Here is a 12,534-nt window from a genome sequence, read left to right as displayed (position 1 = left end):
GCGGCGACATCGGGCGTGGCGACATTGGACGCGGCAGCACAATGCGGGGCGCCGCGTTGGGCACGGGCGGCGACCGCTCCGTGACCGTCAGCGGCCGCTTTGTTGCGCTGGTCTGCCTCGGCATCGTTCCGGTCGTCGCATTCGGAGCGGATGCCGGCACGGCCGCGCTCGTGCTGCTCGGCTGGTTGGCGCTCGCGTGCCTGCTCGGGGCGATCGACCTGATCGTCGCAGCGTCGCCGCGCGCCGTCGCCTTCGACCGAGAGCTTCCTGCACGGGTGCGGCTCGGCGAGAGCGTGACGAGCCTGCTCTATGTGACGAACGTCGGTTCGCGGATGCTGCGCGCACGCATCCGCGACGCCTGGCAGCCGTCCGCAGGCGCGTCGTCGACGCGACTGCCGGTGCAGATTCCGCCCGGTGAACGACGCCTCGTTTCGCTCACGCTGACGCCGGTGCGCCGCGGCGAACGTCGGGTCGCCCAGGTGACGATTAGGTCGGCAGGGCCGCTGCGCCTCTGGTCCCGACAGGCGACGCTGGCAGCGCCCGCGCGCATCCGTGTGCTGCCGCCGTTCCTCTCGCGCAAACACCTGCCGTCCCGTTTGGCGCGGCTGCGTGAGCTCGATGGACGCACGAGCGTCATGATCCGCGGGCAGGGCACGGAGTTCGACTCGTTGCGCGAGTACGTGCGCGGCGACGACGTGCGCTCGATCGACTGGCGAGCGACGGCGCGCCGCACCGACCCGAACTCCGCTGCGGACTCGAAGCTCATGGTGCGCACCTGGCGCCCCGAGCGTGACCGCCGCGTCGTCATCCTGATCGACACGAGTCGCACCTCCGCCGCGCGCATCGACGACGAACCCCGCATCGACACAGCGTTCGAAGCCGCGCTGCTGCTGGCAGCGCTCGCCTCGCGTGCCGGTGACCGCGTCGACTTGCTGGCCTACGACCGGCGGGTGCGCGGGCGCGTGCAGGGTGCCACTGGTGCGACGTTGCTCTCCCGCATGGTCGACGTGATGGCGGGGATCGACCCCGAGCTGATCGAAATGGACTGGACCGCCGTGCCCGCACAGGTGCGCGCGGTGACCAGTCATCGGGCCCTGGTCGTGCTGTTGACCGCTGCCGAGGCGCCGGGGGCGAGCGAGGGGCTGCTGTCGGTGCTGCCGCAGCTGACGAAGAGGCACACGGTTCTGGTCGCATCCGTTACCGATCCCGGGGTGCTGGCCGCAGCATCCGAACGTGACGACAGGGAACAGGTCTACCGAGCGGCCGCAGCGGAACGGGCGCTGCTCGACAGTGCACGTGTCGGGGGCGCCATCCGGCAGCTCGGTGCGGAGATCGTCACCGGCGCGCCAGCAGAGTTGCCGCCCGCCGTCGCAGACCGCTACCTCGCCTTGAAAGCCGCCGGTCGGCTGTGAATGCGCGGTCAATGCCGTGTGTCGCATTGCGGCGGAGGCCTTATTCGACTGCGTTGCGGCGGCGTTATTGCGACATACGGGCCGATTAGGCACGCACACCTGCCCGCATCCAATAACGTCGTTGTCATACCGCATGTTTGCGGCGTACTCACTTCTCGCATCTACGAAAGAAGAGGTCATGGCTGACGCATCCACTGCTGCCGCCCCCACACTCACCCCGACGTTCGGCTCCCGGCTGGCCGCCGAAGCCGTCGGAACCTTCATCCTGGTCTTCGGCGTCGTCGGGACCGTGCTGTTCGCGGCCGGGTTCAACAAGGGCGTCGGCGGGCTGAACGTGGGTTTCGTCGGCGTCTCGCTCGCCCTGGGTTTGACCGTCGTCGTCGGGGCATACGGTCTCGGTCACATCTCCGGGGCGCACTTCAACCCCGCCGTGACGATCGGGCTCGCCGTCGCAGGACGCTTCTCCTGGAAGGACGTCGGCGGCTACATCGTCGCGCAGCTCATCGGCGGTATTATCGCGTCGAGCCTGCTGCTGGCAATCCTCGCAGGCGGCAAGGACCTCAACCTGACGAAGCAGTTCGCGGGTGCATCAACCGGTTTCGACAACATCTCCCCCGGGCACTACAGCCTGGTGGCCGTGCTCCTGATCGAAATCATCACGACCGCCGTCTTCCTCTGGGTGATCATCGGCGTGACCAGCGACGGCGCCCCCAAGGGATTCGCCCCGCTCGCGATCGGCCTCGCCCTGACACTGCTCGCACTCATCGCCATCCCGGTCTCGAACGCCTCGTTCAACCCGGCACGTGCGATCGCCACGGCGATCTACGGCGGTCCTGATGCCTTCGCCCAGGTCTGGGCGACCGTCGTCGCCCCGATCGTCGGCGCGATCATCGCCGGCGCGACCTTCAAGGGCCTGTTCGAGGGCACTAAGAAGGCCTGACGGCCCGCCGGCCCATGCGCTGAACAACCGCGCGCGAACCAAAAAGACGGAGATTCTCGGCGACACGCCAAGTGGCAGCATCCGCTACCGGCGGGTCAGCCAAAATCTCCGTCTTTTTGTGTGCGCTCCCCTCTCCGCCCGATGCCCACCCTCTCCCTCCTTCTCCCGCCCCCGGATGCCGTCGGCTGATTCGCCAAGCGCGGCCAGGTGGCCGTTATCACCCACCAAATCAGACCCAGACCGGCCACTTGGACGCACTCGGCCACTGTGCGGGGCGGCGGGCACGGCTGCGGGCGCTGCTGACGGCGGTCGGCGCGGTCAACCGGCGATGATGCGGCGGGCGCCGGCCTCGAACTCTCCGAGGTCGCCGGTCTCGCCCGCCCGTGACGCCCGGCCGCCGACGAACAGCATGTAGAACAAGAACGCCGCGAGCGCCAGCGCGCCGATCCCGATCTTGATCGGCCACGGCAGCGATGACGGTGTGACAAACCCTTCGATGATCCCGGAGACGAACAGGGTCATGACCAACCCGATCGCCACGGTGAACAGCGCCCGGCCATCTTCGGCAAGGGCCTGCCCGCGCGTTCGGGCGCCCGGCGCTATCCACGCCCAGAAAATGCGGATGCCCGCCGCCGCCGCTACGAAAATCGACGTGAGTTCCAGCATCCCGTGGGGTGCGATGTACTGAAAGAACACGTCGCCTTTGTCGTACGCGAACATGACGGCGCCGGTGACGCCGATGTTCTGCGCGTTCTGCAGCACCACGACGGGCACGTACACGCCGAGAATGCCGAATGCGATGCACTGCGCGGCTATCCACGCGTTGTTTGTCCAGACCTGGCCGGTGAACGATGCGGCAGGATTTTCGGAGTAGTAGTCGACGAACTGGTGGTCGACGAGTTGCCGGAGTTGGGCATCCGAACCGAAATTGGCGAGCACGCTCGGGTTGCTGAGCGCCCACCAGGCGTAGAGCCCGGCGATGATCGCCGAGGCAACGGCCACGGCCAGGGTGAGCCAGCGCAGTCGATACAGCGCCGCGGGCAGTTGGCGCACAAAGAACCGCGGCAATTGCGACAGTACGTTGCTGCGTGTGCCGGTGAAGCGCTGCCGCGCGCGCGAGAGCGCGATCGACAGTCGATCGCCCTGCACGGTCGAGCCCGCAGAGGTCTTCAGCGTGGACAACTGGGTCGCCCCGGACTGGTAGCGGTCGATTAGCTCGTCGGCCGCAACGCCGGAAAACGACCGCTGTCGCGCGAGGGCGTCCAGCCGGTCCCAATCATCACGGTGTGCGGCCGTGTACGCGTCGACATCCATCTGCTTAGATGATAGCCATGATGGCCCGCAGCCCCAGCGCAGCAGCGCCATGGGGTGTTACCGCGGCGCTCGAGGATGACAGAGACTCAGAGCTGATGACCGGCGAGGCGGTCGGCCTCGACGTGCGCCCGGCCGGTTTCGTGTTGCGCGGCGCCGGCGCAGCAATCGACTGGATCGTCTACGTCGGTCTGTTTCTCGCCCTGCTTGCGCTGATCCAGCTCGTCGCGAACGCATCGGGCGATCAGTCGCTGACCACGGCGCTCGTCATCGCGAGTCTGGTGATTTCACTGGTGATCGCACCGATGAGCGTTGAGATCCTCACCCGTGGACGGTCGCTCGGCAAGCTCGCTGTCGGCGCCAGGATCGTACGCGACGATGGCGGGGCCGCGCAAACCCGGCACGCATTCATCCGAGCGCTGACCGGCGTGCTCGAGCTGTACCTGACCTTGGGTGGCATCGCAGCGCTGGTCGGCCTGCTCAGCCCGCGCTCGAAGCGCCTCGGCGATCTGCTGGCCGGCACGTACAGTCAGCACGAGCGAGTTCCGCACGTGGTGCAACCGGTCTACGGTGTCCCGCCGGCACTAGCAGGCTGGGCAAGAACTGCGGATGTCGCCAAGCTGCCCGATCGTCTCTCCCGGCGCATTGCCGCTTTTCTGCGGCAGGCCGGCGCGATGACCCCAGCAGCGCGTTACGGCATTGCCGCAGAGCTCGCCCAGGAGGCCGCCGCCTACGTGTCGCCGCTGCCTGCGACCTCAGCCGAACTCTTCCTGGCCGCCGTCAGCGCCGTGCGACGGGATCGCGACTTCAACGCGCTCACACTCGAGCGACGCCGCCTTGAGGGTGTCGACGCGGTGCTGACCGGCCTGCCGCACGCGTTCCCCGACCGCTGAGCCGGCCGCAGCAACCGCAGGCGACCGCCAGCTGGCCGGACGTCAGTTCCGGCCGGCCGGACGGTCAGTACCTGTACTGCTCGACCTTGTACGGCCCGTCGACCTCGACGCCGATGTATGCGGCCTGCTGCGGCGTGAGTGTCGTCAGCTCGACGCCGAGCGCGTCCAGGTGCAGACGCGCCACCTTCTCGTCGAGGATCTTCGGCAGAACATAGACCCCGAGCGGATAGTTCTCCGGGTGGCACCACAGTTCCATCTGCGCGAGTACCTGGTTCGAGAACGAGTTGCTCATTACGAACGACGGATGCCCGGTCGCGTTCCCGAGATTCATCAGGCGTCCTTCGCTGAGAATCAGGATGCTGCGCCCAGTCGGCAGCCGCCACTCGTGCACCTGCGGCTTGATCTGAATCTTCGTGGCGCCGGCGACCTGCTCCAGCCCCGCCATGTCGATCTCGTTGTCGAAGTGCCCGACGTTCGCGACGATCGCCTGATGCTTCATCGCCAGCATGTGCTCGACCGTGATCACGTTGAGGTTACCGGTGCAGGAGACGAAAATGTCGGCCTCGCCGACGACCGACTCGATGCGTGCCACCTGGAAGCCGTCCATGGCCGCCTGCAGGGCGTTGATCGGGTCGACCTCACTGACGATCACCCGTGCACCCTGACCGCGCAGCGCCTCTGCTGCGCCCTTGCCGACGTCGCCATAGCCGACCACGAAGGCGATCTTGCCGCCGATCAGCACGTCGGTCGCGCGATTGAGGCCGTCGGGCAGCGAGTGCCGAATGCCGTACTTGTTGTCGAACTTCGACTTCGTGACGGAGTCGTTCACGTTGATCGCGGGGAACAGCAGCTTGCCGTCGCGAGCCAGCTCGTACAACCGGTGCACGCCGGTCGTCGTTTCCTCCGTCACGCCGCGGATGTCGGCGGCGATCCGCGTCCACCGGCCGGCGTCGGCGGCCAGCGACGCACGCAAAGCTTCCAGAACGACGCGATACTCGTGGCTGTCGGCATCCGTCGGGTCGGGAACGGCGCCGGCCTGCTCGAATTGGCGGCCGAGGTGCACGAGCATCGTCGCGTCGCCGCCGTCGTCGAGGATCATGTTCGGGCCGCGCCAGTCGGCTCCGGATGCTGCCGCCTCGGCACTCCAGTCGAAGATCTGCTGGGTGCACCACCAGTATTCCTCGAGGCTCTCGCCTTTCCAGGCGAACACGGGCACGCCGACCGGCTGCAGAACCGTGCCGGTGGGTCCGACGGCCACCGCGGCCGCCGCCTCGTCTTGCGTGGAGAAGATGTTGCAGCTGGCCCAGCGCACCTGAGCGCCGAGGGCAACGAGGGTTTCGATCAGCACGGCGGTCTGCACGGTCATGTGCAGGGAGCCGGCGATGCGCGCGCCGGTCAGCGGCTTCGATTCGCCGAACTCGGCGCGCAAGGCCATCAGGCCCGGCATCTCATTCTCGGCAAGTCGCAGCTGGTGGCGACCGGATTCTGCCAGCGACAGGTCGGCGACCCGATACGGCAGCGACGCGCTCCGACTCGCCGGCGTGGCTGTTGTCTCGGACTCGGGCGTGGTCAGATCAGGGTGCAACGAAGTCATTGCCCCATTCTCGCATTCTCCCAGCCTCGGTTCCCGCCGTTCACCAAAACGACGGACTTCTTCGGCGACACGGCGCGCAACTCGTACGCCGGCCGGCGCGTCGCCGTGTTTCTCCGTCGTTTTGAACACCGAACGGATGCCGTCGGCCGGCACCTCAGACTCGGCCCGGCTCGGCGGGTCCTGGCCCGCGCCCGACGGGAACTCAGCCGCCGTAACCGGTTTCGCCGAAGACCGCGTGCCGGATGATCTGCCAGCCCTTCGGTGCGGACAGCCGTTCCGCGTGCCCGGCACACAGATCGTAGCTGTGCGGCTCGGGTGTAATGCTGAGCGGGCCGAGAACGGCCATCGAGTCCGCGTAGACATACGTGAGGGTGGCCACGGCATCTTCGGCACAGGCCACGCGCGAACACAATCGTCTCGGCATCGCCGTCCAGACTATCGCGCGGTGCTCGACGTAGGATTGCGACATGCCTCGTTCCCGTGCCGCTCATGTCGAGTTGCCGAATTCCCCTGTGGTCACGCGCAACCGGCACGGCCGCGGCGCTCGCGGCCCGATCACCGGCCCGCACCTGCCGATGCTGCACAACAGGATCGACTTCTTCGACATGACGGTCGCATCAACAGCCGACTACTTGAAGGGCCTCTGGCCGAAGGAACTCGAAGACGTGCGCTTCGAGGTCGCTGCGGCACCGGCAACCGCGCTCGGCGACGATGAGGTCGAACGCTGGCGCGTCGATCCGGCCGAGCGCATCGTACTCTTGTTTCGTGTGCCGATCCAGCGGTTGAGCAAGCTCCACCGCAACGACGAGTTCCACCGCCGTCTGCTGGTCGAAAGCTGTGTCTTCCGGGCTGTCGCCGAACTCCTCGGCAAGGATCCCTGGGATCTCGCGCCCGAGCGCTTCCGCCACTACTAAACCCGCCCACTTCGCGTTTGTGGTGCGCAGAGTGCTCTGCCGCCCGACCGCAGACAACGACACCTTGCGCACCATTAACGACCCGCAACAGCCAGCCCCAACAACCCGAACAACCCGCGCAAGCAGCACAAGCAGCACAAGCAGCGCAAGAGCCCAGCGGCGCCTACTTCGGATACACCGCGATCGGTGACGCGAGCGCGCCGGGCGGTTCGACCGGGAACGACGACGAGAGGCCGCTGCCTCCATAGCTGACCGACGCGTAGAGTCCCTTCACGCCGCCCAGCGTGTAGGTGAGCCCCGTGCGCACCGCGACAGCAACGGCAGAGTTGGCGGCCACCGTGACGGTCTGCTCGCTGGCGCCCGCTGTGCTGTGAAGTGACACCGTCGCATCCGTCGTGGTCGGATTCGTCAGGTGCACCGTCGCGCCGGGGCCCGGTGCAACAGCGATCATCGTGTCTCCGACCAGCGCATCGGATGCCGCATACCAAGCGAAATCATTGCCTGCCGGCCCCGACGTGGAGACTCGCGCAGCGACCACAACGGGCTGGTCGGCGTCGACGGTCACGGTGAACGACCCGTTGACCAGGTTGTCGAGCGGCAGTTCCTGCGCGGTCTTCGGCTGTAGGGTCGCCTGGGTCGACGTGCCCCCGGCCGTGCCCTTCTCTGGGGTGATTCCCACTCGCACCGTCGCCGGCTTGCCACCGGGAACGAGCACGCGCAGCGCGGGCATCGTGTCCGCATAGCCGTCGACGGCGCCGGCCTGCGCGGCGAGCCCTGCGATGACGAGGCCGGAGATGACCTGATGTTTCGCAGGGGCGCTGGTCGGTGCGGCCAGTTCGACTCCGCCGGGAGTCAACCCGCGCACGACACTCTGCTGCAGGGTCGCCACGACGCTGCCTCCGGTGGACTCGACATGCACAACAGGCGCCTTCACATTGGGCGCGATCCCGGCTAGCGCAATGACCCTCTGGCTGCCCGCATCGACCAGGATGCCCTGCGCCCCCGGCGCTTGGATCTCTCCGGATTCCGCGTACACACTGAGATTGACGGATGCCTGCACCGCCGTCGGATTACTCAACAACACCAGGCTGGTCTGCCCGAGATCGCTCGCGCCGGCCACCAGCCAACTGCTTCGGCTCGCGTCACCGCAGCCTGCGGCTGCGAACCCGGCGAGATCCTCCTGTACCGCCGTCTGCGACTGCGCTCCCGCGATCAGCGGCGCAGCGCTCTCGCCCGGCTTTGCCGAAACCGACACCACTTTCGGAGCGCCAAAGTGTCCACCCAGATGATCGTCCGGCGTCTTCAGCGACGACGTCTGCGCCTCACCCGGGCTCGCATCGAATACCGAGGCCGGCGATCCGAATGCGCTTGAGGCGGTCGCATCCGTCGAATCGGCTGCCAACTCCAGCAACGGGCCAGGGCAGGTCCTCTGCTGGTCCGCGGGCACAGGCGTGACCGTCTGCGATGGGATCGCGGCGGTCACACTCGGCAGCGGCAGCCACGTGGCCGCGATCACGGCAGCAGCAGCGACTCCAATGCCGACCAACCCGGCCACCGCGCGCACACTGCCGTGCGCGAATGCGCGCTTACTCGGCATCTGCGCCTCCCTCGTCGAGCGCCCGGGCTGCCTTCTTGGCGGCTTTCCTCGCGGCCTTTTGTGCCGCTTTCTGTGCCGCCTTTTCAGGGCCCGTGACGGATGCCGCCCCCGGCCCAGCCGCAACCGCCGACTTCAGCGCGGCTCCGGTTTGCAGCTCGTGCTCGGGTGCCGCGTCGGAGTTGGGGTCTGTTTCCGCTTCGGACGCGGGTTCGGTCTCGGGGTCTGTGGCACGTTCGGACGCGGGCTCGGCCTCCGAGTCGGGCTCTCCTTCGGGCTCCGGCTCGGGCCCATTGTCCGGCTCAGCCTCAGCCTCGGGCTCGGGCTCGGGTTCAGGCTCCGGCTCCGGCTCGACACGCGTCGTGACCGCACCGATTTCGGCGGCGGTCGGCCGCCGCAGCACACCACGTTCTGCGCGCCCTGTCGGAATCGACAGCAGCAGCACTGCACCGAACACGATGCCAAGCACCGTGAAGTACAGCGGGCGCAGCCAACCGCCCGCGTCGGCCGGAATCGCTGCGGCCTCGGTCGAGTGCGACGCCGTGACGCTCCAGAGCTGCCCGAACTCGGTCGTGCCCACCGTTGCGAGCAACGGGTTGCCGTCCAACGCGGTTGCTGCGCGCGTCGTCGTCGCGGCCGCGCGCGGCTGCACCGATTCGTGCGGCACAGTGGCGGGCGGTGCCAGCAGCACGAAGTCGATGCCGAAGCGCTTGAGCGCAGGGGCGGCATCCATTCCGCTGGAGGAGGCCAGGTTGCCCGCAACAACCGCCAACGCGCGTTCGTCGCGGCTCAGTGTCTGCCGTGTGTTGCTCAAGGTGCTCTGCACATCGAGGGTCTCGCCGATGCCACGCACGACCTGCGCGGCCAGTTCGCCGCCGGGCTGCGGTGTCAAGCGAAGCGTTCCGATCCGCGGATGCTGACCGGCTTCGGCCGTGACATACGCCGGCAGCGTGCTGGTGCCGGCTGCCGCCACCGCCGAGTTGCCGAGCGGGAGCGCAGCGGCCAGCGGCGCAACCGCGACGACGAACGCAACGAGAGCGACCCACGCCGGCGCCACGGCGAATCGGCCGAGCGCGGCGAGCCCCAGCACGGCGGCCGCACTGAGCCCGAGCCAGTACAGGCTGAGCCCCGCGCCCGGCCACACGGCCACGTGCTGCGACCCGTTGGACGCAAGAATCAGCTGCCCGGCCGCGACCGCGGTGGCGAAACCGAGCAGCGCGACGATCAGACTCAGCGTCGCCCTGATGGTGCCGCGCAGAAACAGGGCGAGCAACGCGAGCACGACGATCGGGGCCAGCAGTGCCGCGACGATGATCGTCGGCGCCTGCCCGGCCAGCCCGACGGATGCCGCAAGCGAGCCCCAGCCGCCGAGCGCGGCATCCGCTCCGCCGAGAGCCAACTGCCAACCGGTCGAATGGCTCGCGGCAAGCGGCGCTCCCGGGTCTGCGAACGCGGCCAGCCCGTTGCCGCGCATCAACTGCTGCAAAACGAGCGGCGCGAATAGAACGATCGCGGGCAGCGGCACCATGATCACCCGCGCGATGCGCCGCCCGCTGGTGACGAGCCAGATCACCCACAGCACGGCGAGCGCCGGCGCCAGCGACGGTGCGCACGCCAGCACGGCCGCGGTGAGCAGTGCCGTCGTGGCGGATGCCGCCCAGGAGCGTCGCGCGGCATACCCGGCGAAGAACAGCCACGGCAGCAGCAGATGGGCGAGCACGGCAGCCGGGCGACCGGACTGCAACGCATCCAGCAGCATCGGTGCGAGCGCCCACAGGATCGCGAACAGCGCCCGCAGACCCGGCCGCGTGGTGATGCGGGTGGCGCAGAACCATGCCCCCAGGGCTGCGAGTGGTAACGCCGCGAGCCACAGCAGCACAAGCACTAACGACGGCTGCCAGAACGTCAAGGAGCCGAGAATGGCCAGCACGATCGTGAACGGGTCGGCAGTGGCCGCAAAGCCGAGGCCGATGTCGCGCCAGCCGTATCCGGTGTTCTGCCAGAGGGCGGCAACCTGATCGTTTAGCGGAAGAAGCGCGCCGCCGCCGATCCGGGAGCTGCCGAGCAACGTCACGAACAAGCCGATGCTGACAATGAGCATGCCGATCACTGTCCACGCGCCGCCGCCGGAAAAGAAGTTGAACTCCACTCGCTCACCGCGGGTGCGCATGAGTTCGGACTCGCGACGCAACGCCCGCGCCCGCCTCACCTCGGCCAACGGGATGCGCAACGGTGCGATGGCGCTCCAGCCGACGGTCTTGACACGCGCCAGCGCCGCGCGAGCCTGGCCGATGCCGCTGGCACCGAACGCGACGGCGAACGCTGCCGCCAACTCACCGCCGATCGCGCCCGGCTGCTTGCCGAGCAACCAGCCGATCGAGCGGATCACCGCCAGCGGCACAAGGCTCAACCAGTGCAACACCAGCATCGCCGCGGGCGCGTAGACCATGCGGCGATGCAGTTGGGCTTTTCGCCGTTCACGGTACAGCCTGCGGCGGTTGGCCCACCGATTTGAACGGCTCGGGCCGGCGATGCCATCCCCGGCGCTGGCAACGGATGCGTCGGGCACCAGCACAACACGGTGGCCGGCCAGTCGTGCCCGCACACAGAAGTCCAGTCCGTCGTCGACGACGGCAAGCCCCGGGTCGAAGCCGCCGATGGCATCCCACACGGTGTGCCGCACGATCATGCCGGCCGGCACGACGGCGAGCACGTCGCTGAGTCCGTCGTGCTGAGCCTGGTCGAGTTCGTCCTGTACGAGGGCAACGGATGCCCCGAGCGGCGTCATCGATTCGCCCAGCTCGCGAATCAGGGCGTCATCGTCCCAGTCGACGATCTTCGGCCCGGCAACGGCAACCGACGGCGACACCTCGACGGTGTCGAGAAGGCGGCGCAACGCATCCGGTTCTGCTGCCGTGTCTTGAGCGAGCAGCCACAACCACTGGTGCTCGGTGGTCGGTGCGGGCGCCAACCGGAGCGCGGCCGCGACGGCCGCACCGTACGGGAGTTTTTCCGGCGAGACGACGAAATGGGTCGGTGCGGCGTCTGCGACGACTTTCGCGACAGCATCCGATGAGCCGTCGGCGATGACGATCACCGCATCGGGGGGTCGCGTTTGCGCCGTCAGTGCCGTCAGGGTGCGGGTGAGGTGCTCAGCCCCCGTGCGGGCGACGACGATTGCGGTGACTGTCGGATCCATCGCCAGTCAGCCTAGGTGCCCGCCGGCACTTCCCCATCGACGCGCCAGGGCGAGCCTGGAATTAGGCGGCTAAACGGCTCGTTTGCGCAACTTGCGCCGCTCGCGTTCGGACAGCCCGCCCCAGATGCCGAACCGTTCATCATTGGCGAGCGCATACTCAAGGCATTGCGCCCGAACCTCGCACGATGCGCAGATCTTCTTCGCATCGCGTGTGGACCCGCCCTTTTCCGGAAAAAAAGCTTCCGGATCGGTTTGTGCACACAGCGCGTCGGACTGCCATGCCAGAGGATTGTCTTCTTCTTCGCTCGCCCCACGAACCCCAGGCACCCCCAACCGGACAGGATCAACGAACCAGTCATCGGGTACCCCAGAGCGATATTCAGGTATTGCCATATCGATCTCCCCACCCCATTTGTGTTGCCGACACATTTTTCAATGCGTCGCACTAATTACATCGGTGTAGTTCGACTGAGTCAAGTCGCAAATGGTAAAGCCTCAACCCCGCGTGGAGACTTCGCGACGCGCCGAAGAGTCGCAACGATTCCGCTACGTGCGAACGTTCTACCCCCATTGCCTGCGCTGAGCTGCGCTGTGGGCCTCAAAAACCCTCCCGCTGGTGTCGCCTTTTACAAAACGACGGACAAAGGCGATGACACGCCGAACCTGTCTGCAACACT

10 protein-coding genes are annotated in these 12,534 nt (G+C 67.6%); 4 read left to right on the top strand and 6 right to left on the bottom strand.

The genetic code is table 11. The annotated features are described in order from the left end of the window. The first annotated feature begins 80 nt into the window (after nt 1-80). Both QU604_RS07405 and QU604_RS07400 read left to right on the top strand, forming a co-directional pair. Complete coding sequence (locus QU604_RS07405) at nt 81-1,412, top strand: DUF58 domain-containing protein (RefSeq protein WP_308468868.1); 1,332 nt, start codon at nt 81-83, stop codon at nt 1,410-1,412. A 178-nt stretch (nt 1,413-1,590) separates the two neighbouring features. Then, nucleotides 1,591-2,352: an aquaporin gene (locus QU604_RS07400; RefSeq protein WP_308468163.1), complete on the top strand. Its 762-nt coding sequence runs from the start codon at nt 1,591-1,593 to the stop codon at nt 2,350-2,352. A 318-nt stretch (nt 2,353-2,670) separates the two neighbouring features. Here the strand turns inward: QU604_RS07400 and QU604_RS07395 are convergent, their stop codons facing one another. Next, entirely contained in the window at nt 2,671-3,666 is a 996-nt protein-coding gene (locus QU604_RS07395; protein WP_308468162.1) for a stage II sporulation protein M, read from the bottom strand. 17 nt (nt 3,667-3,683) lie between these two features. Here QU604_RS07395 and QU604_RS07390 point away from each other — a divergent pair, with 17 nt between their 5' ends. Further along, a complete protein-coding gene (locus tag QU604_RS07390; protein WP_308468161.1) occupies nt 3,684-4,556 on the top strand; it encodes an RDD family protein in 873 nt (290 codons plus the stop codon). A 64-nt stretch (nt 4,557-4,620) separates the two neighbouring features. Here QU604_RS07390 and ahcY read toward each other — a convergent pair whose 3' ends face one another. Together ahcY and QU604_RS07380 are read right to left on the bottom strand one after the other, a co-directional pair. Next, entirely contained in the window at nt 4,621-6,150 is a 1,530-nt protein-coding gene (gene ahcY, locus QU604_RS07385) for an adenosylhomocysteinase (RefSeq protein WP_308468160.1), read from the bottom strand. A gap of 202 nt (nt 6,151-6,352) precedes the next feature. Beyond that, nucleotides 6,353-6,619 carry a DUF3499 family protein gene (locus QU604_RS07380; RefSeq protein WP_308468159.1) on the bottom strand — a complete coding sequence of 89 codons (267 nt, stop codon included), beginning with the start codon at nt 6,617-6,619 and terminating at the stop codon, nt 6,353-6,355. Between QU604_RS07380 and QU604_RS07375 the strand changes: the two genes are divergently transcribed. Further along, nucleotides 6,618-7,064, top strand: a complete 447-nt coding sequence (locus tag QU604_RS07375) for a metallopeptidase family protein (RefSeq protein ID WP_308468158.1) — start codon at nt 6,618-6,620, stop codon at nt 7,062-7,064. The two genes, QU604_RS07380 and QU604_RS07375, sit on opposite strands and share 2 nt — an antisense overlap. 163 nt (nt 7,065-7,227) lie before the next feature. Here QU604_RS07375 and QU604_RS07370 read toward each other — a convergent pair whose 3' ends face one another. The 3 genes from QU604_RS07370 to QU604_RS07360 all read right to left on the bottom strand — a co-directional run bounded on the left by QU604_RS07370 (nt 7,228) and on the right by QU604_RS07360 (nt 12,250). Beyond that, a complete protein-coding gene (locus QU604_RS07370) occupies nt 7,228-8,661 on the bottom strand; it encodes a DUF5719 family protein (protein ID WP_308468157.1) in 1,434 nt (477 codons plus the stop codon). Then, nucleotides 8,651-11,857, bottom strand: a complete 3,207-nt coding sequence (locus tag QU604_RS07365; protein WP_308468155.1) for a glycosyltransferase family 2 protein — start codon at nt 11,855-11,857, stop codon at nt 8,651-8,653. Before QU604_RS07365 ends, QU604_RS07370 begins: the two co-directional genes overlap by 11 nt. Before the next feature lie 69 nt (nt 11,858-11,926). Next, entirely contained in the window at nt 11,927-12,250 is a 324-nt protein-coding gene (locus QU604_RS07360; protein ID WP_308468154.1) for a WhiB family transcriptional regulator, read from the bottom strand. Between the last annotated feature and the right edge of the window lie 284 nt (nt 12,251-12,534).

It is taken from the genome of Rathayibacter sp. SW19, from assembly GCF_030866825.1.
Taxonomy (GTDB): domain Bacteria; phylum Actinomycetota; class Actinomycetes; order Actinomycetales; family Microbacteriaceae; genus Rathayibacter_A; species Rathayibacter_A soli.
The sequence above is the reverse complement of the archived record's forward strand: the minus strand, read 5'-3'. Positions and strand labels throughout refer to the sequence as shown.